Annotated in this window: 23 protein-coding genes; 17 read left to right on the top strand and 6 right to left on the bottom strand. The window is 66.6% G+C overall.

Annotated features, from left to right (window positions below; genetic code table 11):
• Positions 1-5 precede the first annotated feature (5 nt).
• Positions 6-1031 carry a DNA topoisomerase IB gene (locus BDW41_RS16505; protein WP_074549205.1) on the top strand — a complete coding sequence of 342 codons (1026 nt, stop codon included), beginning with the start codon at positions 6-8 and terminating at the stop codon, positions 1029-1031.
• A gap of 255 nt (positions 1032-1286) precedes the next feature.
• Here the strand turns inward: BDW41_RS16505 and BDW41_RS16500 are convergent, their stop codons facing one another.
• Together BDW41_RS16500 and BDW41_RS16495 are read right to left on the bottom strand one after the other, a co-directional pair.
• Complete coding sequence (locus BDW41_RS16500) at positions 1287-3341, bottom strand: PAS domain-containing sensor histidine kinase (RefSeq protein WP_074549207.1); 2055 nt, start codon at positions 3339-3341, stop codon at positions 1287-1289.
• A complete protein-coding gene (locus tag BDW41_RS16495; RefSeq protein WP_074549209.1) occupies positions 3334-4827 on the bottom strand; it encodes an ATPase domain-containing protein in 1494 nt (497 codons plus the stop codon). Before BDW41_RS16495 ends, BDW41_RS16500 begins: the two co-directional genes overlap by 8 nt.
• Before the next feature lie 350 nt (positions 4828-5177).
• Here BDW41_RS16495 and BDW41_RS16490 point away from each other — a divergent pair, with 350 nt between their 5' ends.
• Positions 5178-5723: a DUF4142 domain-containing protein gene (locus BDW41_RS16490; protein WP_083337668.1), complete on the top strand. Its 546-nt coding sequence runs from the start codon at positions 5178-5180 to the stop codon at positions 5721-5723.
• Positions 5724-5748: 25 nt separating this feature from the next.
• Complete coding sequence (locus tag BDW41_RS16485) at positions 5749-6378, top strand: hypothetical protein (protein WP_146217370.1); 630 nt, start codon at positions 5749-5751, stop codon at positions 6376-6378.
• A 142-nt stretch (positions 6379-6520) separates the two neighbouring features.
• On the opposite strand, the gene BDW41_RS16480 is transcribed toward BDW41_RS16485, so the two are convergent.
• On the bottom strand, positions 6521-6973 hold the full coding sequence (locus BDW41_RS16480; protein WP_074549213.1) for a PA2169 family four-helix-bundle protein: 453 nt from the start codon (positions 6971-6973) through the stop codon (positions 6521-6523).
• Positions 6974-7276: 303 nt separating this feature from the next.
• On the opposite strand from BDW41_RS16480, the gene BDW41_RS16475 reads away from it, so the two are divergent.
• The 13 genes from BDW41_RS16475 (at position 7277) to BDW41_RS16415 (ending at position 19475) form a co-directional block, all read left to right on the top strand.
• A complete protein-coding gene (locus BDW41_RS16475; RefSeq protein ID WP_074549369.1) occupies positions 7277-7768 on the top strand; it encodes a DUF6496 domain-containing protein in 492 nt (163 codons plus the stop codon).
• A gap of 151 nt (positions 7769-7919) precedes the next feature.
• Positions 7920-8567: a cytochrome c3 family protein gene (locus BDW41_RS16470; RefSeq protein WP_074549215.1), complete on the top strand. Its 648-nt coding sequence runs from the start codon at positions 7920-7922 to the stop codon at positions 8565-8567.
• Entirely contained in the window at positions 8555-11371 is a 2817-nt protein-coding gene (locus BDW41_RS16465) for a 4Fe-4S dicluster domain-containing protein (RefSeq protein WP_074549217.1), read from the top strand. The genes BDW41_RS16470 and BDW41_RS16465 overlap by 13 nt, the downstream gene beginning before the upstream one ends.
• Complete coding sequence (gene nrfD, locus BDW41_RS16460) at positions 11368-12714, top strand: NrfD/PsrC family molybdoenzyme membrane anchor subunit (RefSeq protein ID WP_074549219.1); 1347 nt, start codon at positions 11368-11370, stop codon at positions 12712-12714. Before BDW41_RS16465 ends, nrfD begins: the two co-directional genes overlap by 4 nt.
• On the top strand, positions 12711-13241 hold the full coding sequence (locus tag BDW41_RS16455; protein WP_083337670.1) for a DUF3341 domain-containing protein: 531 nt from the start codon (positions 12711-12713) through the stop codon (positions 13239-13241). Before nrfD ends, BDW41_RS16455 begins: the two co-directional genes overlap by 4 nt.
• Entirely contained in the window at positions 13238-13813 is a 576-nt protein-coding gene (locus BDW41_RS16450) for a cytochrome c (protein WP_074549223.1), read from the top strand. The genes BDW41_RS16455 and BDW41_RS16450 overlap by 4 nt, the downstream gene beginning before the upstream one ends.
• Positions 13810-14889, top strand: coding sequence for a hypothetical protein (locus BDW41_RS16445; protein WP_146217369.1), 1080 nt, complete (start codon positions 13810-13812; stop codon positions 14887-14889). The genes BDW41_RS16450 and BDW41_RS16445 overlap by 4 nt, the downstream gene beginning before the upstream one ends.
• Positions 14886-15233: a hypothetical protein gene (locus tag BDW41_RS16440; protein ID WP_074549227.1), complete on the top strand. Its 348-nt coding sequence runs from the start codon at positions 14886-14888 to the stop codon at positions 15231-15233. Before BDW41_RS16445 ends, BDW41_RS16440 begins: the two co-directional genes overlap by 4 nt.
• Positions 15230-16006, top strand: a complete 777-nt coding sequence (locus BDW41_RS16435) for an SCO family protein (RefSeq protein ID WP_074549229.1) — start codon at positions 15230-15232, stop codon at positions 16004-16006. Before BDW41_RS16440 ends, BDW41_RS16435 begins: the two co-directional genes overlap by 4 nt.
• Complete coding sequence (coxB, locus tag BDW41_RS16430) at positions 16003-16938, top strand: cytochrome c oxidase subunit II (RefSeq protein ID WP_074549231.1); 936 nt, start codon at positions 16003-16005, stop codon at positions 16936-16938. The genes BDW41_RS16435 and coxB overlap by 4 nt, the downstream gene beginning before the upstream one ends.
• Entirely contained in the window at positions 16925-18529 is a 1605-nt protein-coding gene (locus tag BDW41_RS16425) for a cbb3-type cytochrome c oxidase subunit I (protein ID WP_074549233.1), read from the top strand. Before coxB ends, BDW41_RS16425 begins: the two co-directional genes overlap by 14 nt.
• Complete coding sequence (locus BDW41_RS16420) at positions 18526-19185, top strand: cytochrome c oxidase subunit 3 family protein (protein ID WP_074549235.1); 660 nt, start codon at positions 18526-18528, stop codon at positions 19183-19185. The genes BDW41_RS16425 and BDW41_RS16420 overlap by 4 nt, the downstream gene beginning before the upstream one ends.
• Complete coding sequence (locus tag BDW41_RS16415; protein ID WP_158537006.1) at positions 19182-19475, top strand: cytochrome C oxidase subunit IV family protein; 294 nt, start codon at positions 19182-19184, stop codon at positions 19473-19475. Before BDW41_RS16420 ends, BDW41_RS16415 begins: the two co-directional genes overlap by 4 nt.
• Positions 19476-19506: 31 nt before the next feature.
• Here BDW41_RS16415 and BDW41_RS16410 read toward each other — a convergent pair whose 3' ends face one another.
• Complete coding sequence (locus tag BDW41_RS16410) at positions 19507-19920, bottom strand: CBS domain-containing protein (protein WP_074549237.1); 414 nt, start codon at positions 19918-19920, stop codon at positions 19507-19509.
• 51 nt (positions 19921-19971) lie between these two features.
• On the bottom strand, positions 19972-20448 hold the full coding sequence (locus tag BDW41_RS16405; protein WP_074549239.1) for a PA2169 family four-helix-bundle protein: 477 nt from the start codon (positions 20446-20448) through the stop codon (positions 19972-19974).
• Positions 20449-20572: 124 nt separating this feature from the next.
• On the opposite strand from BDW41_RS16405, the gene BDW41_RS16400 reads away from it, so the two are divergent.
• On the top strand, positions 20573-20764 hold the full coding sequence (locus BDW41_RS16400) for a hypothetical protein (RefSeq protein ID WP_074549241.1): 192 nt from the start codon (positions 20573-20575) through the stop codon (positions 20762-20764).
• A 16-nt stretch (positions 20765-20780) separates the two neighbouring features.
• Here BDW41_RS16400 and BDW41_RS16395 read toward each other — a convergent pair whose 3' ends face one another.
• Positions 20781-22748, bottom strand: a complete 1968-nt coding sequence (locus BDW41_RS16395; RefSeq protein WP_074549243.1) for a protein-L-isoaspartate(D-aspartate) O-methyltransferase — start codon at positions 22746-22748, stop codon at positions 20781-20783.
• Positions 22749-22877: the final 129 nt, after the last annotated feature.

Below are 22877 nucleotides of genomic sequence, written 5' to 3'. Positions count from 1 at the left end.
GCACCGTGAAGCGCACCACCGTCAGCCCGCGGCGCGAAGCCAAGGCCGCCGGCCTTCGCTACGTCACCGACGATGCGCCCGGCTGGCATCGGCGGCGCAGCGGCAAGGGCTTCACCTACTGGACCGAACGCGGCCGCCGCATCACCGACCCGCGCACCCTGGCGCGCATACGCAGCCTCGCCATTCCTCCCGCCTACCGCGATGTGTGGATCTGTCCCGATGCGCGCGGCCACCTGCAGGCCACGGGCCGCGATGCCAAGGGTCGCAAGCAGTACCGCTATCACCCGCGCTGGCGCAGCACGCGCGACGAGGGGAAGTTCTCCCGCATGGCGACGTTCGGCCGCTGCCTTCCCGCCATGCGCCGCCGCGTCACCGCGGATCTGCGGCGTCCGGGCATCGTCTTGCCGAAAGTATTGGCCGCCATCGTCAGGCTGCTCGATACCACCTTGCTTCGGATTGGCAACACGGCCTATGCGCAGAGCAACGGCAGCTACGGCGTCACCACCTTGCGCCAGCGCCACGCCAGGACCGCGCGCGACCGCCTGATGCTGCGCTTTCGCGGCAAGAGCGGCATCGAGCGCGAGGTCGACGTGCGCGAGCCCGCCGTCGCGCGCCTGGTGAAGCGCCTGCAGGAGCTGCCGGGGCAGCGGCTATTCAAGTTCCTCGATGAGGACGGCAACACGCATCCCGTGGATTCCGGCATGGTCAACGCCTACCTCAAGGAGATCAGCGGCCACGACTTCACCGCCAAGGATTTCCGGACCTGGGGCGCCACGGTGCTCGCCGTCGTCGCGCTCGGCGGCACCGAACTCGCCGCCGACGCATCCAAGGCAGCGCAGCGGTCGCTGATGAAATCGGCCATCCAGTCCGTGGCCGCGCAGCTGGGACATACGCCGGCGGTTTGCAGGCAATCCTATGTTCACCCGGCGGTGTTGCGTGCCTGCGAGGATGGCTCGCTGCAGAGCGCCTATGCCAGGCTGTCGCGGCATGATCGGAGTGCGATGGAGAAGCTGACGCTCAGGTTGCTTTGAAGGCCCGGCAATCTCGCGTAAACGCTTATCCCCCTCACGTCATTCCGGCGCAGGCCGAAATCCAGTGACGTTGCTGTGCGGTTTTCGCAGAAGCGCAACATGCGTTGACGCCTCGCGACAACCGATCACTTTCGCTACTGGATTCCGGCCTGCGCCGGAATGACGGTGAGGGGGCGTGAACGGCGCGGAAACTCTGCAGGCGCTAAGGCACCGCGCCATGCCACTTCAAACATCGGCTCGCCATGCGGCAACAAATCACTCCACATGATGCAACACCCGCCGCACGACCCTACCAAAATCATCCAGCGCAAACGGCTTGGCGATGATGCTCATATTGGGCCCAAGAAATTCCGACCGCACGGCCGCATTCTCCGCATAGCCCGTCATGAACAGCACCGGCACCGAAGGGTGTTCCTCGCGGATCAGTTCAGCGAGCTGCCGGCCATTCATGCCCGGCAGGCCGACATCGGAAATCAGCAGATCCAGATGGCCCAGCGACGCCACGTGCGACATCGCGGCGGTGGCGTCCACCGCCGTCACCACGGCGTAGCCCAGCTCTTCGAGCAGATAGCTCACCAGCAGCCGCACCTGGTCGTCGTCCTCCACCAGCAGGATAAGCTGCCCGTGCCCCGGTGGCGTCGTCGCGTCTTCCTGCGCTGTGGCGACGGCCTGTTCGGGCGGCGCGACCGGCAGGTAGAGCGAGATGGTCGTTCCGCCGCCCGGCGTGGATTGCAGGTCGACGAAACCCTTGGACTGCTGCATGAAGCCGTAGATCATCGACAGCCCGAGTCCCGTGCCCTGGCCCAACGGCTTGGTGGTGAAGAACGGCTCGAACACGCGTTCGCGTATCGCCGGGTCCATGCCCACGCCATTGTCGGACACCTCCACCACCACGTAGCCCAGCGCATGGGGCGCTTCACCCTTGCGCTGAAACGGCATGGTTGGCGCATGTCGCGTGGCGATCCTGAGGCGTCCGCCGTCGGGCATCGCATCGCGCGCATTGATGCACAGGTTGAGCACCGCGCTTTCGAGCTGGTTGGCATCCACCAGGGCCTTGCCCAGCCCTTCGGCCAGGGACGTCTGCATGGTGATGCGCTCGCCGACGGTCTGCACCAGCAGCATGTGCATGGACTGGATGAGTTCGTTGATCTCCACCGGTTTCGGGTCGAGCGACTGCCTGCGCGAGAACGCCAGCAGGCGTTGCGTGAGTGCGGCGGCGCGGCCAGCCGACTCGGTGGCCGCGCGCACGATCCTTGCGGTGCGCTCGTCGTTCACGCGCATGCCCACCACGTCCAGCGCGCCGATGATGCTGGTGAGCATGTTGTTGAAGTCGTGTGCGATGCCGCCGGTGAGCTGGCCGACGGCTTCCATCTTCTGCGCCTGGCGCAGCGCGGCCTCGCTTTCCGAGCGTGCCTGCATCTGCGCGCGCAGTTCGGCGGTTCGCTCCGCTACCTTCTGCTCCAGCCGCACGGCGGCCTGGCTGATGGCCTCCAATGCCTCCTTGCGCTCGGTGATGTCGCTGGCGAACAGGTGCACGCCATCGATCCGGCCATCGGGCTGGAAGCGGGGAATGTAGCGGAACTCGGCCACGCGCCGTTTGCCGTTGGCATGCGGCCACGGCAGCTCGACGCGGATGGCGTGGCCCGCCATCGCCTGCTGCATGGCCTCCTTGCGGACTTCCCAGCGCTCGCTGCCAAAGACCTGCTCGACGGTCTTGCCGAGCATGTCCTTGGGGTCGATGCCGAACCACGTGTGGTAGGCCTTGTTGGCGAAGCGGTAGCGAAAGTCGGTATCGACGAAGGCGATGAGCACCGGCAAGGCATCGGTGATGCGTCGCAGCTCGGCCTCGCTTTCCGCCAGCGCCTTCTGGCTGGCCGCCAGCTCGTCCATGCGGTCCCGCACCTCGAACTGCTTCTGGCGCGAACGCATGGCCGTGCCCACCGCGCTCAGCAGCGATGCCGCGCCGATCGGCCGCTCCAGCTCGATGCGGTTGAGCACCGCATGCGGCAAGGGCGCGACCGCCGTGTCCCGCCCGTAGGACGTGGAATGGAGCACGACGAAGGGAATGTCGGACCACGCGGGCTGCCGCTCCAGCGCAACCTGCAACGCGTCCGTGCCATTGTCCAGCGCCTCCTGCGTCAGGATGACGACGCCCGTCTCGCTTCCCACATGCTCGGCCAGCGCCGCCAGGTTCGGATACACCGAGGTGCGGTAGCCCTCCCTGGACACCACATCGGCCAGGTTCGCCGCGTCGCGCTGCCACGGCGCCACGATCTGCACCCATTGGCCACGTTCGGCACGGTTAGGCATCCCGGCTTTCCAGCAGCGGCCGCGCGTCCCCGACGAACTCGGGCGTGCCGGTGAGCACGCCACGGAAACTGGCGAGCGGCTCGCCCACGCGCAGGCCCTGGCTGTCGATGTGCAACTCGCGGATGGTGTCCTCGTGCCTGCCGCTGCGGTTCTTGATCACCGAGATGGCCTTTCTGATGCGGCCCTTCGCCTCGAAGAAGCGGAACAGGATGACGGTGTCCGCGATGTAGGACACGTTGAGCGGCCCCGTGTCCAGCGTGCCCACCAAGCCGAACTGCGGATTGATCAGGAACGTGGTGACGCCCGACAGGTTGAGGAAGGCCAGCAGTTCGTGCATCTGCAGCAGCAGGTGTTTCTCCTGCGGCATGGCGGACAGGTAGCCGTTGAGGCTGTCGATCACCACCATCGCGCATTGCTGCTCCTGCACGGCCCGCGTGACGCGCCAGGCGAACTCGCCGGGCGACATTTCCGCGGGGTCCACCTGATGGATCTCGAGCAGGCCGTTGCTCATGAACTGCTGCAGGTCCACGCCCATGGCGTTCGCGCGGTGCAGCAGCGTGCCGATGCGCTCGTCGAATTCGTAGACCTGGCAATGCTCGCCGCGCGCGCAGGCCTCGCCCACGTATTGCAAGGCGAGCGTGGTCTTGCCGGTGCCGGCCGGCCCGGTGAGCAGCGCGCTGGTTCCGCGCAGAAAACCGCCGCCCATCAGCGCGTCCAGGTGCGGCACGCCGCTGAGCGCCGGCTGGTTGACGAACTCCACCTGATAGTCCGCGGCGACCAGTCGGGGATACACCTCGACGCCGCCCGTGCGTATGTTCAGGTCGTGGTAGCCGGCCATGAAGGTGGCGCCGCGCATCTTCTGCACCTGCATGCGGCGGCGCGCGGCGCCGAACTCCAGCGCGAAGCGTTCCAGCGAGATGACGCCGTGGCTGATGCTGTGCAGGTGGGTGTCGCGGTCCCTGCCCTCGCCGGTCAGGTCGTCGATGAAAAGCACCGTGGCGTTGCGCGGCGAAAAGAACTGCTTGAGCGCCAGCACCTGGCGCCGATAGCGCAGCGGATCCTGCGCCAGCAGGCGCAGCTCCGACAGGCTGTCGAACACCACGCGCCGCGGATCGAGCCGCTCCACCTCCTGCTTGATCAGGCGGATAGTCTCGCCCAGCTCGATCTCCCAGGAGTGAAAGACCGATTGGCTGCGGCCCTCGCCCAGGATGTCTTCCACCGACGACAACTCGAACAGCTCGATGCCGTTGAGGTCCCAGCCGTGGGACGCCGCCACCTCGCGCAGCTCCTTGGTGGTTTCGGAGAGGGTGACATACAGGCAGCGCTCGCCTTCGCTCACGCCCTCGATCAGGAACTGCAGCGAAAGCGTCGTCTTGCCGGAACCCGGCTGCCCTTCCAGTAGATAGAGATGTCCGGGCGGCAGGCCGCCGTGCAGCACCTTGTCCAGACCCGGAACGCCAAAACTGCAGCGATGAGAAGGCGGCATGGCGGCGACCCTTGTCAGCGGCAAAGGCGGTTATTACTTGGGATGAAACCGCAACGTGGCGTCGATGAATTGTTAAATCGCGATGAGCGAGAACGCGACATCCGTGTTTTCGGAGTGAGGAAACAGCTCGCCAAATCGCCGTTTCGTCGGCGATGACACACCGTGCGCACGCGGCGCTTACACGAATCGTTGTCGCGATCGTGACCTACGTCGCGACGATCTTCATGACCGGTTCGCGCGTGCGCCAGATGCCCGCCGACATACTCCTGACTCGTGATTGAACAACTGCGAACAGGCATCCGAACGCGGTGCCATTGCGGCGCAGGGGCACGCCAACACGGAGCACTCCGATGAAACGATATGCGGCCATCGTGGCCATTTCCGTACTGCTCGCCGCCGGACCGGTGGCGGCGCAGAACTCTGCCGGCACCACCAGCGGCCCCAGCAGCCAGGACCAGGCGTTCCTGCGCCACGCGGCGGTCGACGGCGCCACCGAGGTGGCCATCAACAAGGAGGCGCTCGCCCACGTGCAATCGCCGGCGGCGAAGAAGATGGCGCAGCGCCTGATCGACGATCACACCAAGGCCAATCGCGAACTGGCGGACGTGGCCAAGCGCAACAACGTCACGGTTTCCGCCGAGCCCGACCCCACGGAACTGGCCAGCGCGAAATCCTGGGCGTCCATGCGCGGCACGGCCTATGACCAGGCTTACGCACAGGCCATGGTCGACGATCACCAGAAGGCGATCCAGCTGTTTACCGAAGGCACGCGCAGCACCAACGCCCAGATCAGCCAGTTCGCGCGGAACACGCTGCCCACGCTCGAGGACCATCTGTCGATGGCGACAGAGCTGACCGGCGGACAGCCGGGCAAGCGGACCTACGGCACGCCTTAGCCAGCCACCCGCTCAGGACGTCGCCGTGATCGCTCAACTCGACCCTTCCCTTTCACCGCCCGGCTGGCGTCCGGTGCCGATCGGTCCGGCACCGGAGTCGACCGGACTCACGCCAAGCCAAGGTGACCTGAACTTGTTCGGCCGCCATCCCGCCTCGCATGCACGCATCGAACTCCCGGCCACGCCGCGCCGGCTTCGGCCACAGACGCTGTCCACCTTCGACATCCTGACGGCCGCGCTGCTTTGCGTGGTGGCGGGCGTGCTGATGGTTCCGCTGTGGTCCGGCCTGCGCGCCCGGCCTTACATTGCCGAGGCCCTCAAGAGCGCCGACACCATGAAGATGGTGGTGCTCGAAGCCGCGACGGTGAATGGCGGCCTGGAAAACATCCGCGCCGCCGATCTTCACTACAACCCGCGTGCCGCCAACGGACCCTACGTGGAGCACGCCGAGATCGCCGACGGCGGCCTGATCACCCTGCAGACCCGCAACACCGATGTCAGCCCGGCGCCGATCCTGCTGCTCATTCCCAAGGAGCAGGATGGCAAGCCTGGCGGCGAGATCACCTGGACCTGCAAGCTGGTGCTGGGCAACGACATTCTCTCGCCGCCGGATTGCCCGACCCATAGTGTCGTTGCGATGGGGCCCATGCTGTAGCGTTTTCTTCGTTCGGCGCACGGGCACGCGGGCATTCGACAACATGAACGCCGGGACGCACAGGCGTCCCGGTGGAGTGACACCGCACCACCATCCGCCCACGGGCCGTCCAGCCTGCCCGCGACTGGACGGCCCCGCTGCCTCAAACCTTCTCGTAGGAATGCTTCAGTTCGCTCATCTCGTCATGCCCCGCGCGAACGGAGGTATAGGCGGCCTGCACGGCGCTGCGCGCCTCGGGCCCGAGCTTCTCGTCCTTCAGGGCATCCTCGAACTTGCTCTTGATGTGGTCTTCGCCGCGCTCGATCTCTTCCACCACGCCCTTGTCGTCGCGACTCATGTGCGAGCGCATGTCCATGAACACGCGATGCGCCGAGGCGAGCACGGTGCCGTCGTCTTCCGGCGTGCCGCCCAGCCCGCGCACGCAGGTGCGCAGCTCCGCCACAACGCGGCTACGCTCTGCAGCCCAGCGCCGGAACAGGTCGGCGATCATGGGGTTCTTCGCGTGGTCCGCGGCCTCGCTGTAACCGTCGCTGCTGTCCAGCGTGGTCTCGATCAGGCCATTGATTACGTCGATATCGTGAGTGCGGTCGTTCATGCTTCTTCTCCAGGCTGTTGCGGGCGCGCATCCGCATGGCACCGCGCTATGTCACGGCCGCTGCGCGCAACGCGACCCCATGCACAGCTTCGCCAACCGCGGGAACGCCGGGCGTCAGGCGATCATGAAGCGCGTCTGCATGTTTGTGAAAACAGGTCGGCCATTGCGTTAGCGGTGCGTGGTCGCGCCACTGTTTCGCGGCACGTTTCTTTCGCCCGATGAGGCACATCTAACGATTTATTTGACAGCACATGGACGCCCAAGGTCGTAAACGAACACCTTCCATGCATCGAGGTAATGACCATGCCGGAAGCAAAAACCAAGAGGGCCGCCGCGAAGGACAAGCGCGAAGGCAAATCCGCGAGCACGCAGGCCGGCGAGTACGTCCGCGAGGAAATGGAACACGTGCGCAAGGGCAAGCACGGTGCGCGATCCGCGAAACAGGCCATCGCCATCGGGCTTTCCAAGGCGCGGCGCGCAGGCGTCAAGGCGCCGGTGAGCAAGCGCGCCTCGGCATCGACCAAGCACAAGGCCGCGCAGGACGAGAAGGCTGCCGAGCATCCGAAGAAGGCATCCGCCAAGCGTTCGCGCGCAACCAAGAGCGCGCTGAAGCGCGAAGGCCATGCCGCGGCATCGCACACGGCGCTCTCCAAGCAGACCAAGTCCGCCGCACGCAAGCGCACCTCGACCTCCCGCTCCGCCGCCGCGAAAAAAGCCGCGCGCACCAAGGGCGCCGCCGGCCGCTCGGCAGCGGCCAAGAAGGCTGCACGCACCCGCAAGCGGCACGCCAGCTGAGCCGTGCGGGCGCATTGCCAAGTGCGCCCGCACCTCGCGTGTCCGTGTCATGAGCTTGCGCCGAGGGCGGCATGCGCCAGCGAGTGACTAACTCCGGCCTTCCGCGCCGTCCGCCCAGGGCCGACGAACACACGGTGGTCCGCACCTGTCGATGGCTCAGGTCTTTTCAAGGTATGCAGGCTTCTACGCCCGTCTTGCGCTGATCGCCCTGCTGGTGCTGACGACCTCCGGTGTACTCGCGTGGCGTGCGCTTACCGCGGAGCGCCACACCGTGAACGAAACGGTGGAGCAACCCGTGCCCTTCAGCCACAAACATCATGTCGGCGACGTCGGCCTGGACTGCCGCTACTGCCACGCCAGCGTGGAAACCTCCGCGCAGGCCGGCATGCCGCCGGTATCGACGTGCATGACCTGCCATTCGCAGCTGTTCACCGACCAGCGCATGCTCGCCCCGGTGCGCCAGGCCTGGATAAGCGGCCAGTCGCTGGCGTGGCGGCGCGTCAACCAGCTGCCGGATTTCGTGTACTTCAATCATTCGATCCACGTGGCGAAGGGCGTCGGCTGCGTCAGCTGCCACGGCCGCGTCGACCAGATGCCGCTGATGCGCCGTACCGAGACGCTTTCCATGAAATGGTGCCTTGACTGCCACCGCGATCCCGAGCAGCAATTGCGGCCACGCGAGCACGTGTTCGACATGGCATGGACGCCGAAGGATCAGCGAAGCCTGGGCATCGCCCTGGTGCAGGCGTACCGCATCGACCGCGCGAAGATGATGGATTGCTCGCTATGCCATCGCTGAAGCGCGGCACAGACGGCAACATCGACGATGGCGCGGCGGCCATCGGCCTGATCGACCGCCGCACATTCCTCAAATGGCTGGGCACGTCGCTCGCCATGACCGGCGTCACCGCCTGCGGCCGTCCACCGGAAGACAGCCTGATCTCACGCACGCGCGACGAAGGCGGCCGCGAAGAAGCGGTGTTCTATGCCACCACCCTGTGCGCCGCCGGCGAAGCCGTGGGCGTGCTGGTCGAAACGCACCAGGGCCGCCCCAGCAAGATCGAAGGGAATCCATTGCATCCATGCAGTGGCGGCGCGACGGGCCCATTGTTGCAAGCTGCCGTGCTGGACCTGTGGGACCCGGATCGCTCGCCCGCCCCGCGCTACCAGGGCAACGTGGCGACGTGGACGGCCTTCGAGGATCAGGTGCTGACCTTGCTCGATCGTTATCGCAACGACGGGCGCGCGCTGCGCGTCGCCAGCGGCCCGCTGCTGTCACCCACGCTGCTTGCCCAGCGCGACGCATTGCTCGCACGCTATCCGGGATCACGCTGGCACGTGCACGACCCGCTGGGCGAGGACACCGCACGGCAAGGAAGCATGCTGGCCTTCGGCGCCCCTTTCACCAGTCGCTATGCGCTGGAACAGGCCGACGTGGTGCTCTCGCTGGAGGCCGACCTGCTGGACGGTAGCCCCGCGCACCTCGCCTACGCCGCCGCGTTTGCCCGCCGGCGGCGCGCGAATGCGGGCGCAACGATGAGTCGCTGGTATGCGGTGGAGGGCACGCCATCGCTGACGGGAGCGATGGCGGATCATCGCTGGATACTCGCATCGTCACGCATTGGCGATTTCCTACTCGAACTCGCTCGCGCGCTCGGCGTCGACGTTCCGGCCGATACGGCAAGCGGCATCGATCCGGCGCGCATGGCGGCGCTGCTGGACGACCTGACATCGCACCAAGGCCGAAGCCTCATCGCGGTGGGGCGAAGCCAGCCCGCGCATGTGCATGCCCTTGCGCACCTAATGAATGCGCGGCTGGGCAACGTGGATCGCACCATCCGCTACCGCCCGTCGGACGCCCTGCCCGTCGACTTCGATGCCTTGTGCGATGACATGCATGCCGGGCGCGTCGAAACGCTGATCCTGCTCGACACCAATCCGATGTACGCCGCACCGGCTGACTTGTCGTTCCATGACGCGCTCCGCAAGGTCGCACACACCGTGCATGCCGGTCTTTACCGCGACGAAACCGGCATGGCCTGCCAATGGCATTTGCCACTGTCGCATGCATTGGAGAGCTGGTCCGATGCGCGCTCGACCGATGGAACCACCAGCATCGTCCAACCAGCCATCCGTCCGCTGTACGACACCCGCTCGATCCACGAGTGCGTGGCGCTGCTCAGCGGTGCGACGGAGCAGCGCGGGCGGGCGATCATCCGCTCGCAGTGGTCGCAGCTGTCCGATAAAGCCTGGGAAAGCGCGCTGCGTGAGGGTGTGATCCAGACCGAACGCCCCGAGTCGACTGCGCCCGCGCCAAGCAATGACGTCGCCGCCTACTGGACGCACGCCACGCCCTCCAGCCCGCTCGAACTCCTGTTTCGCCCCGACGCCCTGCTGCACGACGGCCGCTGCGCCAACAACGCGTGGCTGCAGGAATGCCCGCGTCCGCTCACGCAACTGACCTGGGGCAACGCGGCCATGGTCAGCCCGCATCTGGCCGCCGTCCACGGGCTGGCGAACGGTGACCTGGTCCGTCTTGGCGCGAATGGGCGAACCCTCACCGTGCCCGTGTGGATACTTCCCGGCCAGACGGATACCTGCGTGACGCTGCACCTGGGCTACGGACGCACGCATGCCGGCAGGTTCGGCAATGGCGTGGGCGTGAATGCGAACGTCTTGCGGAGCCACGACACGGGCTGGTCGTGCGCCGCGGCGATTGAGCCAGCCGCCGGGCATGTCGAACTGGCAACCACGCAATCGCAGGACCGCATGGAAGAGCATCAACCCGTGCGAACGGTGCGGTTCGACGCCTCGCATGCGAATACGCCACGCGAGCCGAACGCCACGCCACCCAGCCTCTACGCCGAGCCTGCGGCCAGCGACTATGCCTGGGGCATGACCATCGACCTCAACGCCTGCATCGGCTGCAAGGGCTGCACGCTGGCCTGCCAGGCGGAGAACAATATTCCGGTGGTAGGGCCGGAAGAAATACGTCGCGGGCATCACATGCACTGGATGCGCGTGGACCGCTACCACAGCGGCACGCCCGCGGCACCGCGAACCTTTCATCAGCCGGTGCCGTGCATGCACTGCGAACACGCGCCCTGCGAACTGGTGTGCCCGGTCGGCGCCACCGTACACGACAGCGATGGCCTGAACGTGCAGGTCTACAACCGCTGCATCGGCACACGCTTCTGCTCCAACAATTGCCCGTACAAGGTGCGGCGCTTCAATTTCCTGCAGTACGCGGACCTGGACACGGAAAGCCTCAAGGGGCAGCGCAATCCGGATGTCACGGTGCGCAACCGTGGCGTGATGGAAAAATGCACCTACTGCATCCAGCGCATCGAGCAGGCGCATATCGCCGCCGACCGCGACAGCCGCCCGATCCGCGACGGCGAAGTCGTCACCGCCTGCCAGGCGGCGTGTCCCACGCAGGCCATCCACTTCGGCAACCTACGCGATCCCGGCAGCGATGTCAGCCGCACCAAGCGCTCTCCACTGCACTACGTGCTGCTCGCGGAACTCAATACACGCCCCCGCACCGGATATCTGGCGCGCGTGGAAAATCCGCATCCCTCGCTGGACGGAGAGCAGGCATGAGCGCGTCGCCATGGCTCGCCCCGGACACCACCGCCGAGCGCATCAGCCGCGAGGTGAGCGACATCGTGCTGGCGCGCCCGACCAGCCGCACGTGGCTGGCGAGCTTCGCGCTGGCGCTGCTGTTGACGGGCGTTTTCATGGCCGGCATCGGCCATCTGGTGACCACCGGCATCGGCATCTGGGGCAACAATATCCCGGTCGCCTGGGCGTTCGACATCACCAACTACGTATGGTGGATCGCCATCGGCATGGCGGGCACCTTTATTTCGGCGGCGCTGTTGCTGGCGCGGCAGGTGTGGCGCGCGTCGCTGAATCGCTACGCGGAAACCATGACGGTGTTCGCGGTGTCCATCTCGGGCCTGTTTCCGATCCTGCACCTGGGGCGGCCCTGGTTCTTCTACTGGCTGGCGCCGTATCCGGATCGCATGGGCGTGTGGCCGCAGTGGCGCAGTTCGCTGCTGTGGGATTTCTTCGCCATCATCGCCTACCTGCTGGTGTCGATCCTCTACTGGTATGTCGGCCTGCTGCCGGACCTGGCAACCCTGCGCGACCGTGCCAACAGCCGTGGTCGCCAGGTGTTCTATGGCCTGCTCGCCCTGGGCTGGCGCGGCGACGCGCATCATTGGCAGCGCTACGAAACCCTGAGCCTGACGCTGGCGGGGCTTGCCGTGCCATTGGTGTTCTCGGTGCACAGCATGGTGGCGCTCGATTTCTCCGAGGGCCTGCTGCCGGGCTGGCACTCCACGCTATTTCCGCCGTTCTTTGTTGCGGGCGCCTTGTTTTCCGGCTTCGCCATGGCGCTGGCCATCGCCGTGCCCGTGCGCCGCTGGTACGGACTGCATCGCTACATCACGCCGCGCCACCTGGACTATCTGGCGCGCATGGTGCTCGCGGCGGGCCTGGTCATCGACTACAGCTACGCCGCGGAAATCTTCGACGCGTTCTACAGCCAGGACCGCTATGCCATTGCATCGCTGATGGCGAAGTTCGCCGGCCCATACGCGTGGGTCTACTGGACCACCATCGCCTGCAACGTGGCGGCGATCCAGTTGCTGTGGTCGCGGCGCGTGCGGTACTCGCCGGCGGCCTTGATGGTCATCGCGCTGCTGGTGCTGGTCGGCATGTGGTGCGAGCGTTTCCTGCTTATCGTCAACAGCCTGTTCCGCGATTTTCTTCCGTCCAGCGCGGGCATGTTCTATCCCACCGTGTGGGACCTGGTGTTCCTGTTCGGTTCGATGGCGTTCTTCCTCGTGCTTCTGCTGCTCTTTGCACGCCTCCTGCCCATGCTTTCCATGGCGGAGCTGCGCAAGCTGCTTCCGCGCCATGCCGGGGAGGATGCATGAGCCGGCACGATCACCATGGAACCATGGCTGTATTTGCGCAGCAGGACGAATGGGTGCGGGCGCTGAAGCATCTGCACGCTGCCGGCTTTACCTGCGTGGATGCGTACTCGCCGCAGCCGGTAGAAGGGCTTCCTCCGTACCGAGCGTCGTCGCCGCTGCCCATTATCATGTTCGCGGCCGGATTGTGCGGCGGGCTCGGCATGCTCGCGCTGCAGTACTACTCGGCCGTCATCGCCTATCCCGTGCACATTGGCGGGCGGCCCCTGGCAAGCTGGCCCGCCTTCGTTCCGGCGGCACTCGAGGTGAGCCTGCTGTGCGCGGCGGTCGCCGGTGTGATCGCGTTGCTCGCCGGAAGCGGCCTGCCCTGCCTCTATCACCCGGTATTCCACGTGGACGCCTTCGCGCGCATCAGCCAGGACCGCTACGCGCTGGTCCTGCGAAGCGACGATGCCCACTACACGCCCGATACGCTGGCCGTTCACCTGTACGGCTTCGCCACGGAAGCCATCGCCAGGGTGCCGCGATGAGAACGCCGGCCGCCATGCTTGCGTTGCTGATGCTGTGCAGCTGCGAGCGCGGCATGCACGACATGTACGACCAGCCGCGCTATGGCGCCGATGCACCCAGCCCACTGTTCAGCGACGGAAGCGCGGCGCGCTCGCCACCACCTGGAACGCAGGCATACAGTGCCGGCGCCCTGGTGCAGACCACCAGCGGCCGCTGGCGCGACCGCGCTTCCGGTGCGCGTCCACCCATCACGCTCGCCTTGCTGCAACGCGGGCACCAACGCTACGACGTGTACTGTGCGCCCTGCCACGGGCTGGCCGGCGATGGCGACGGGATCGTCGCCCAGCGCGGTTTTCCGACGCCGCCCAGCTATCACCAGGATCGCCTGCGCGATGCGCCGGATGCGTATTTCTATGGCGTCATCAGCGATGGCTACGGCGTGATGTATCCGTATGGCGATCGCCTGCCGACTTCGGATCGCTGGGCGGTCGTCGCCTATGTCCGCGCCTTGCAGACCAGCCGCCGCGTGCACGCGGATCGACTCGACGCACGCGATCGCGCCTCGCTCGATCACGGCGGTGCTCGACCATGAGCGATAGGCCGCACATGCACGGCGCCTTGCTCGCTGGCCTGCTGCTGGCCTGGCTGGCACTGGGCTGGCTCGGCGCATCCACGCCGCGCCAGGCGCTCGCTTCGTACCTGATGGCGTGGATCGCCCTGGTCGGCCTGCCGCTGGGCAGCCTTGCGTGGCTGATGATCCATGCGCTGACAGGCGGAGCCTGGGGCGATGCCTTGCGCGAGGAATGGATCGATGCCGCGCGCCTGCTGCCCTGTGCAATGGCCTTGTCGCTGCCGCTGCTGCTGGGCGCGCCTTGGCTGTTTCCCTGGGTGCAGCCGACAAACGACGCGGCGTGGCCCGTCTTCTACCTCAATCTGCCGCTCTTCTACGTGCGATGCGCGCTGTGCTTCGCCTGCTGGTTCGCGCTTGCCTGCGGCGTGTTGCGGCGGCTGGCGCGGTCTTCGCAACCATGGCCCGGCTATGCGGCGGCCGGGCTGATCCTGATGCTGCTCAGCGTGTCGGTCTGGGCCGTCGACTGGATCATGTCGCGCGTGGAAGGCTGGCACAGCACGGCGCTGGGGCTCACGCTGTTCGCCGCGCAGTTGCTGTCCAGCCTGTCGTTTGCGCTGTGGCTGCGTCTTCGTCGCGGTGGATTCCACATGCCGCGCGTGCAGCAGGACGTCGCCAATCTGCTGCTGGTGGCCGTGCTCGGCTGGTCGTACCTCGCCTTTATGGACTACCTCACGGCGTGGATTTCCGATCTGCCGGCGGACACGGTCTGGTATCTCCCCCGGCTGCGCACGCATTGGCAATGGCTCGGCGGCCTGCTGCTGGTCTTGCAGACGGCCTTGCCCATCGCCCTGCTGCTGTTGCGTGCGGTGAAACGCCATGCGCCGGCGCTGCGAGGTTTGGCTGGCCTGCTGCTGATCATGCAGGTGTGCTACGCCGCGTGGCTGATCCTGCCTGACGCACGTCCTTCCGGCGCCATGCTCGCCTGGACCGATCCGCTCGCGTGGCTGTGCGTCCTTGGCACAGCCTGCTGCGTAGCTGCGCTGCGGCGGTCGATCGGTGATCGCACAAGTTCGGAATGGCAAGGAGCCGGGCCATGACGGCCGCGGCACGGCATGAAGAGCATCGCGTGGACGTGCGCGCCCTGGCACGCCTCGGTGGCTGGCTGGCGGTGGGCGTGACGCTCGTCGTCATGGCGATGTACGTATTGTGGCGCGAACTGCCAGCGTCTCCACCGCTGGTGCCGCCGTCGCCGGCCGGCGCACCGCTGCAGACTCGTGCGCCACAGGACCGCCGGACCCAGCAGGCGCTTCAGCGGCAACGGCTGGAGCAATATCGCTGGGAGGACGAACAGCACCAGCACGCGCAGGTTCCCATCGAGCGCGCGATGGACATCGTGGTGCGCGATGCGTCCAGAGAGCAGCCGACGAGGGCAAAGCCATGACACGGCGCCTGGCCCTATTGCCACTCGCCTGGCTGCTGTGCGCGGCATCCGTGCCGCCGCCCGCCGATCTCGATGCGCGCGCGGGGTTCGATCAGCATCTGGGCACACAGCTGCCGCTGCAGACATCCCTGCGCAATGCGGAGGATCGCGCCGCCTCGCTCGGTGACCGCCTGCACGGCCATCCGGCGATCATGGCGCTGGGTTACTTCGAGTGCCGGCACCTCTGCGACACCGTCATGCAAAGCATGGCGCATGCTGTTGCACGTGCCGGGCTGCAACCCGGCCGCGACGTGGAAGTGATCTTCCTGAGCATCGACCCGCGCGAAGGCACGGACGCCGCGGCGCGTGCGCGTGAACGTGTCGGGCGCTCCGATCCCCGCACATCCGCCGGCCAGTGGCAATTCCTGCGTGCGACGCCGGGTGCGCTACAAGCCATCGCGCGACCGCTGGGCTTCCGCTATTTCCGTGATGCGCGGCTGGGCGAGTACATCCACCCTTCCGGCTTGGTGGTGATCACGCCCGACGGGCGCATCGCACAATACCTGTTTGGCGTGGAGTACCAGCCGCAGGCGCTGCGCCTGGCCGTGGTGGATGCATCGCGCGGCACGCTGGGTTCGTGGACCGATCGCCTGGTGTTGCTGTGCTGCGGTTACGACCCATCGACGGGCCGCTATTCGCTGCTTATCGGCAAGCTGATGCGCGTGCTGGGCGTCGCGTTCGCGGCGTTGCTGCTGACGGTAACGGCGTGGTCGCTGCGGAGGCACCGTGCATGATCTCGCCGCTACCCCAGGCATCGTCGCTGGCGCCGGGCATCGACGCCTTGTTCAATGCCATGCTTGCGCTCAGCGCGGCGGTCGCACTCGCCGTGTTCGCGGCCATGCTGGTGTTCTGCGTGCGCTACCGCCGCGGCAGCGCGGCCGACCGGTCGCTCTCTCCCAGTCGCAGCCTTGGCATCGAGCTGACCTGGACGCTGGTGCCGCTGGCGCTCTTCATGGGGCTGTTCGGCTGGAGCATCGGCCTGTGGCAGCGCTTGCAGACGCCGCCGGCCGATGCCACGGTGATCTACGTGGTGGCCAAGCAGTGGATGTGGAAGACGCAGCATCCCAACGGGCAGCGGGAGATCGACGCGCTGCACGTGCCGCTCGGCCAGCCGGTGCGACTGGTGATGACCTCCGAGGACGTGATCCACAGCTTCTACGTGCCGGCATTCCGCGTGAAGCAGGACGTGCTGCCGGGCCGCTATACCCAGCTGTGGTTCACGGCGACGCGGCCGGGCCGCTTTCCGCTGTTCTGCGCCGAGTTCTGCGGTACGGATCACGCCGTGATGCGTGGCGACATCGTCGTCATGCCGTCGGCCCAGTACGCGCAGTGGCTGCAGCAGCACGCCAGCCAGACGCTGGCCACGCGCGGCGGCGAGCTGTTCCGGCAATTAGGTTGCAGCGGCTGCCACGGCAGCCAGTCGACCGTGCACGCACCCGACCTGATGGGTTTGTACGGCCACACGGTGGCGCTGTCGGACGGATCGCGCGTGATCGCGGACGACCGCTACCTGCACGACTCCATCATGCTGCCCTCGCTGCAGATCGTGGCGGGCTATGCGCCCATCATGCCCAGCTACCAGGGGCGCATCGGCGAGGAGGACGTGCTCGCCCTGCTCGCCTACATCAAGTCGACCACGCCGGAGCCTGCCCATGAGCAGCACTGATCCGGGCATCGCCGCACCCAGCTACCTCACTGCCGGCGAGCCGGGCCTGGCCGGCTGGCTGCTGACGCACGATCACAAGCGCATCGGCATTCTCTATGCCGTCGGCATCACGTTCTTTTTCCTGCTTGGCGGCATCGCCGCCGCGATGATCCGCATCAACCTCATCGAGCCCCAGGGTGCCCTGATGAGTGCGGAAACCTACAACAAGGCGTTCACCTTCCACGGCGTGGTGATGGTGTGGTTCTTCCTTATCCCGTCGATACCCGCGACGCTGGGCAATTTCCTGCTGCCGCTAATGATCGGCGCGCGCGACGTGGCGTTTCCGCGCCTCAACCTGTTCAGCTGGTATCTCTACGTGGGCGGCGGCCTGTTCACCATCGGCGCACTGCTGCTGGGCGGCGTGGATACCGGCTGGACGTTCTACACGCCGTTTTCCACCTTGTTTTCCAATAGCCATGTGGTGCTCGCCGTGGTTGGCGTGTTCGTGGTGGGTTTCTCCTCCATCCTCACGGGGCTCAACTTCATCGTGACGGTGCACACCATGCGCGCCACCGGCATGCATTGGTTCCGCCTGCCGCTGTTCGTGTGGGCCATGTACGCCACCAGCCTGGTGATGGTGCTGGCGACGCCGGTGCTGGCGATGACGCTGTCCCTGATCGCGCTGGAACGGCTGCTCGGCGTGGGCATCTTCGATCCCGCGCTGGGCGGCGATCCGCTGCTGTTCCAGCACTTCTTCTGGTTCTACTCGCACCCGGCGGTGTACATCATGGTGCTGCCGGCGATGGGCGTGGTGAGCGAGCTGATCACCTGCGGCGTGCGGCGGCAGATCTTCGGCTACCGGTTCATGGCGTGGTCCATGCTGGCGATCGCGGTGATCGGCTTCATGGTGTGGGGGCACCACATGTTCGTGGCCGGGCAATCGATGTATGCCGGCATCGTGTTCTCCATCCTCAGCTTCGTGGTGGCCGTGCCGTCGGCGATCAAGGTGTTCAACTGGGTGGCGACGCTGTACAAGGGCACCATCGATTTCCATGCGCCGATGCTTTACGCGCTGGGCTTCATCGGCCTGTTCATGCTCGGCGGGCTCACCGGGTTGTTCCTGGCGGCGACGGCGCTGGACGTGAACCTCACCGACACCTACTTCGTGGTGGCGCATTTCCACTACATCATGGTGGGCGGCGCGGTGATGGCCTATCTGGGCGGCATCCATTTCTGGTGGCCCAAGATCACGGGCCGCCTGTATCCCGAGGGGCCTGCGCGCTTCGCGGCGATCCTGATGTTCTTCGGGTTCAACCTCACTTTCTTCCCGCAGTACCTGCTCGGCTATTTCGGCATGCCACGCCGCTACCACGCGTATCCGGAGCCGTTCCAGTGGCTCAACGTGCTGTCCTCCGCGGGGGCCTCCATCCTCGCCCTCGCCTACGTGATGCCGCTGTGCTACCTGGGCTGGTCGCTGGTTCGCGGCCGCGCCGCGGGGCCCAACCCGTGGCGCGCCACGGGCCTGGAATGGACGGTGCCCTCGCCGCCGCCCAAGGAGAACTTCGCGCTACCGCCCGTGGTGAGCGAAGGGCCCTACAGGTATCGGCCATGACGCAGGCATCGGCTCCGCTGCTGGCCGCGCGCGCGTCGCAGTTCGACGATACCGAGCAGCAGCGCGGCGCGTCGGCGCTGGGCATGTGGGTGTTCATCGCCACGGAGGTGCTGTTCTTCGGCGTGCTGTTCGCCGGCTACACGATAGGCCGCCTGCGCTTTCCCGAGGCGTTCGCGGCAGGCGGACGCCGCACCGACCTGCTGCTGGGCAGCATCGAGACGGGCATCCTGCTGAGCAGCAGCTGCCTGGCGGCGCTGGCCGTTCGCGACGTGCAGCTCGGCGGGCGACGCTCGTCGCCGTGGCTGCTCCTGGGCACGGCCGCGCTGGGCGCGGCCTTCCTCGTGATGCACGGGTTCGAGTACCACTCGGAATACGAGGAAGCGCTGATCCCGGGCCTGCGCTACCACCCGTCCGGCGACCCGCCGCACGCGATGGCGATCTTCTTCTGCCTGTACTACTTCATCACCGGCTTCCACAGCCTGCACGTGGCCATCGGCGTGGCGCTGCTGTCGCGGCTTGCGGTGAAGGCGTGGCAAGGTGCGTTCTCGCCGGATTACATCGCGCCGGTGGAAGTCACCGCGCTGTATTGGCATCTGGTCGACATCGTGTGGATCTTCGTCTATCCGGCGGTCTACCTAGTGGGGAGATCGTCGTGAACCTGTCGCCGCCATCGCTGCGCAGCCAGTTGCTTACGCTGCTGGCCCTACTGGCGTTACTCGGTTTGACCATCGGCCTGGCGTTCCTGCCATTGGGTGCGCTCAATGCGGCGCTGGCATTGGCCATTTCCGCCGCCAAGACGCTGCTGGTCATGATGTATTTCATGCGGCTGCGCGAGGGCCATCCCTTTCTTCGCGTGGTCGCCGCCGCGGGCTTCGCGTGGCTCGCGCTGCTGCTGGCGTTTTCCCTGGCGGACTACCTGACGCGCCCGCTCCTTCCGCTGCCTTGAGCGCACCTTGGCGCGCACTTTCCGATGCGCGTCAATGCGGCTTGGCCACGCCTTCGAGCAGGGCGTCGCGCGCATTCTCGTGGCCTTGCACGATATTGCTGAGCGCCACGATGCCCACCAGCTGCTTGTCGCGATTGACCACCGGCAGGCGGCGAATGCCCAGGCTGGACATGTTGGCGGCCACGTGCAGGATGTCCTCGTCCTCGAAGCAGTAGCGCACCTCGCCGCTCATCACGTCACGCACCGGGGCGTCGCCATCCTTGCCCGCGGCCACGCCCTTGATGGCGATATCGCGGTCGGTGATCATGCCCACCAGCCGTCCATTCTCGCCCACCGGCAGGCTGCCGATATCGTCCCGCGCCATGGTCATGGCCGCTTCACGCATCGCCTGCTCCGGACCGATGACTTTCACGTCACGCGTCATCACTTCTTGAATCGTTCGCATGTTCGTCTCCCGCTTCGTTCGAGCCGAAGGCCATTCTTCGGCAACCGGGCGTTACGGGGTGTCAATATCGCGATGTGGCGCCGTGGATGAGTCTGCTTGATGCAAGCGTTCCAGGTCCTCGCGCCCCAGTTCGATGAGACGGTGCACTTGCTGCAGGCACACCAGCGTCGAAGGCGACAGCTGCTTGTCGTTGAACGCTGCCTCGAACATGATGCGGATGTGGTTCTCGCCGCGCTCCATTTCCTCCTCGACGGCTGCCATGCCGCGCTTCCACGCGCTGGGCAGATCGAGGAAAAGGCGTCGCACGGAACCGCGCAGCGTTCCTTCGTCGGCGGGCACGCCGCCCAGCGCCTTGACCTGTGCCTGCAGCATGGCCACGCCCTTGCCGCGCTCGCCGCTGCGGTTGCTGAAGAACTCCTTGTACGCATCGTCCCGCACGGCGTCGGCGGCATTGGCGTAGCTGAGCATGCTGTCGATCAAAGCTTCGACCAGGCGATTGAGATGGGCTATGTCGAGTTCGTTGTTCATTACGGTGTCCTCGGCTACGGCGCCTGACGGTTGAGTCCGATCACGCGCCGCAACGCATTTGTCGACCTTCCGTGGCCGCCGGCCATGCCACTTTTTCTCCACATTCACTCCACGGGAGAGCGCCATGGTCCATACCAACATCACTTGCCAGCACCGGCCCTGCCAATGCGAGGTGGCCGAACAAGGCGCGTTCTGCAGCGGCTATTGCAAAGAGGCCTGGGACGACAACCTCACCGATCCGGTATGCAAGTGCGGCCATGATGCGTGCCGGTCGACGCTGGAGGACGGCACGGAGCAACAGGCGAAGTCGCCCTGAGCCAGCCTGCACAGCACTACACCGCGAACGGAAACAGATCGTCTTCACCTTGTCCTTCCACCGCGGGCAGCGCCTGCACCGGGCCGGTGCGGTCCAGCCAGACCCACGCATCGAACTGGCTCGCCAGGCGCGCCCGCATGTAGTGCGAGCGCCGCTCGGTCTCCGGGTGATAGATCACGCCGACGAAGCGCTCCGGCCGATCTTCGTCCAGCGCGGTTTTCAAGGCTGGGTTCTGTCCTGGACGCAGATCCAGCAGAAAGCGGCCGATGCCCGTGCCATGCATGTGATGCTCATGCGACTCCGCGATGGACGGAGCAAGCGGCTTGATCTCAAGCTCCGCGCCCCAGGCTGATGCCGCCGCCACGTGCCCCTGGTGCGTGCCGAAACCGATGGCCACGCAGCGCTCGCCGTAGCGCTGCCGGCACAGCTGGCCCAGGTTGTGTTCGCCCCGTTCGTGGGCCATGGCGGTGGCGCGCGCGTCGCCCACGTGCGAGTTGTGCGCCCACACGACCGCCTTGGCCGGTGGCGGCAACGCGCGGCGCAGGCGGTCGAGCGTCTCGAACATATGCGTGTCGCGAAGGTTCCAGCTCTCCGCCGACGCGCGATAGACGGCGCGGTAATAACGCTCGGCCGCGGCGATGACGCGGGCGTTCTCGGTGGCCTCGAACAGGCCGGCGTCGTCGGTGCCGGTCGCCTGCATGCGCCGGCTCAGCAGGCTTTCGAGCTGCGCCACCACCTGCGCTTCGCAGGCCACGTGCGCGCCTTGCTGCACGGCGCTGCCGTAGCGCGCGGGCGACCCCTGCCACGGCGCGAGACAGTCGTAGCGCTGCCGCGCCTCGGCCGCGGCCTGGGCATCGTGCGCATCGAGATAGCGCAGCACCTCGTCGATCGAGGCATGCAGGCTGTAGATGTCGAGCCCGCGGAACTGCACGCGCCTGGCCGAAGGAACGGTGGCGTTGTAGGCGCGCAGCCAGCGCACCAGCTCGGACATCTCCTCGTTGCGCCACATCCACGACGGAAAGCGCGCGAACGGCACGGCGGGCTCGCCCCGCGGCTCCTGGCCGAGGATGTAGCGGTTGATCACGCTGGCGTCCGGCCAGTCGGCCTCCACGGCGATGATGCTGAAGCCATGCGCCTCCACCAGCCGGCGCGTGATGGAGGCACGGGCCCGATAGAACTCCGACGTGCCGTGCGTGGACTCGCCCAGCAGGATCACGTCCGCGTCGGCGAAGCGGTCGAATGCGACGCCGAACTCGCCACGCCACGGATCCGGCAAGCGCACCGCGTGGCTCGCGATAAGCGCCGACAGGGCCGATTGCCCAGGCACCGCGCGCTCGCCTTCGTTCGGCCACGCATGCTCGCCGATCAGGGGCACGAACCGCACCGCGCCCAGGTCCTCCTCGTCGTAGGTGTTTTCGGTGCGGCGGGTCAATCGCACCAATCGCTGCGTTCCCGCGCGGTCGCCGATGGGCATCACCACGCGCCCGCCGATGGACAGCTGCTCCTGCCATGACATCGGTATGCCAGGGCCGGCCGCCGTGGAAATGATCACGTCGAAGGGCGCGTGCCGCTCATCGCCTAGCGTGCCGTCGCCCTGGTGGCAATGCACGTTGCGATAGCCGGCGTGGCGCAGTCGCTCGCTGGCTTGCGCGGCGAGTTCGGGAATGCGCTCGATGGTATCCACGCGCGCGGCGAGTTCGCCCAGGATGGCGGCGCCATAGCCCGAACCCGTGCCGACCTCCAGCACGCGGTCCTCGGCGGTCACGTAGGCCGCTTCCGCCATCAGCGCGACCACATAGGGCTGCGAGATGGTCTGTCCGTGCCCGATGGCGAGCGCCGTATCGTCGTACGCACGGTCGCGCAGCATGTCGGGCACGAAGCGCGAGCGGTCCACGCGGCGCATGGCATTGAGCACGCGGGGATGCCGGATGCCACGACGGACGATGTCGCGATCCACCATGGCTTCGCGTGCGGGGCTGTTCATGGCGATGACAGATTCCCAAGTCTGAACGCCACCAGTAATAGCGTTCGCGGCGTGTGCGTGCCATCAACCTCATGGCAAGGTCGCGTCTCGCTTCAGGCACGGTGCGGCGGAAAGAGCTGCCGCCATCGG

Source organism: Dyella sp. AtDHG13 (assembly GCF_003201105.1).
Lineage (GTDB): Bacteria > Pseudomonadota > Gammaproteobacteria > Xanthomonadales > Rhodanobacteraceae > Dyella > Dyella jiangningensis_B.
This window is presented reverse-complemented; position numbering and strand designations above follow the sequence as displayed.

Excerpts from the sequence above, each read along its gene's own strand:
- BDW41_RS16500 (WP_074549207.1), bottom strand. The coding sequence starts at position 3,341 with ATGCCTAACCGTGCCGAACGTGGCCAATGGGTGCAGATCGTGGCGCCG.
- BDW41_RS16495 (WP_074549209.1), bottom strand. The coding sequence starts at position 4,827 with ATGCCGCCTTCTCATCGCTGCAGTTTTGGCGTTCCGGGTCTGGACAAG.
- BDW41_RS16490 (WP_083337668.1), top strand. The coding sequence starts at position 5,178 with ATGAAACGATATGCGGCCATCGTGGCCATTTCCGTACTGCTCGCCGCC.
- BDW41_RS16480 (WP_074549213.1), bottom strand. The coding sequence starts at position 6,973 with ATGAACGACCGCACTCACGATATCGACGTAATCAATGGCCTGATCGAG.
- BDW41_RS16475 (WP_074549369.1), top strand. The coding sequence starts at position 7,277 with ATGCCGGAAGCAAAAACCAAGAGGGCCGCCGCGAAGGACAAGCGCGAA.
- BDW41_RS16470 (WP_074549215.1), top strand. The coding sequence starts at position 7,920 with ATGGCTCAGGTCTTTTCAAGGTATGCAGGCTTCTACGCCCGTCTTGCG.
- BDW41_RS16465 (WP_074549217.1), top strand. The coding sequence starts at position 8,555 with ATGCCATCGCTGAAGCGCGGCACAGACGGCAACATCGACGATGGCGCG.
- nrfD (WP_074549219.1), top strand. The coding sequence starts at position 11,368 with ATGAGCGCGTCGCCATGGCTCGCCCCGGACACCACCGCCGAGCGCATC.
- BDW41_RS16455 (WP_083337670.1), top strand. The coding sequence starts at position 12,711 with ATGAGCCGGCACGATCACCATGGAACCATGGCTGTATTTGCGCAGCAG.
- BDW41_RS16450 (WP_074549223.1), top strand. The coding sequence starts at position 13,238 with ATGAGAACGCCGGCCGCCATGCTTGCGTTGCTGATGCTGTGCAGCTGC.
- BDW41_RS16445 (WP_146217369.1), top strand. The coding sequence starts at position 13,810 with ATGAGCGATAGGCCGCACATGCACGGCGCCTTGCTCGCTGGCCTGCTG.
- BDW41_RS16440 (WP_074549227.1), top strand. The coding sequence starts at position 14,886 with ATGACGGCCGCGGCACGGCATGAAGAGCATCGCGTGGACGTGCGCGCC.
- BDW41_RS16435 (WP_074549229.1), top strand. The coding sequence starts at position 15,230 with ATGACACGGCGCCTGGCCCTATTGCCACTCGCCTGGCTGCTGTGCGCG.
- coxB (WP_074549231.1), top strand. The coding sequence starts at position 16,003 with ATGATCTCGCCGCTACCCCAGGCATCGTCGCTGGCGCCGGGCATCGAC.
- BDW41_RS16425 (WP_074549233.1), top strand. The coding sequence starts at position 16,925 with ATGAGCAGCACTGATCCGGGCATCGCCGCACCCAGCTACCTCACTGCC.
- BDW41_RS16420 (WP_074549235.1), top strand. The coding sequence starts at position 18,526 with ATGACGCAGGCATCGGCTCCGCTGCTGGCCGCGCGCGCGTCGCAGTTC.
- BDW41_RS16410 (WP_074549237.1), bottom strand. The coding sequence starts at position 19,920 with ATGCGAACGATTCAAGAAGTGATGACGCGTGACGTGAAAGTCATCGGT.
- BDW41_RS16405 (WP_074549239.1), bottom strand. The coding sequence starts at position 20,448 with ATGAACAACGAACTCGACATAGCCCATCTCAATCGCCTGGTCGAAGCT.
- BDW41_RS16400 (WP_074549241.1), top strand. The coding sequence starts at position 20,573 with ATGGTCCATACCAACATCACTTGCCAGCACCGGCCCTGCCAATGCGAG.
- BDW41_RS16395 (WP_074549243.1), bottom strand. The coding sequence starts at position 22,748 with ATGAACAGCCCCGCACGCGAAGCCATGGTGGATCGCGACATCGTCCGT.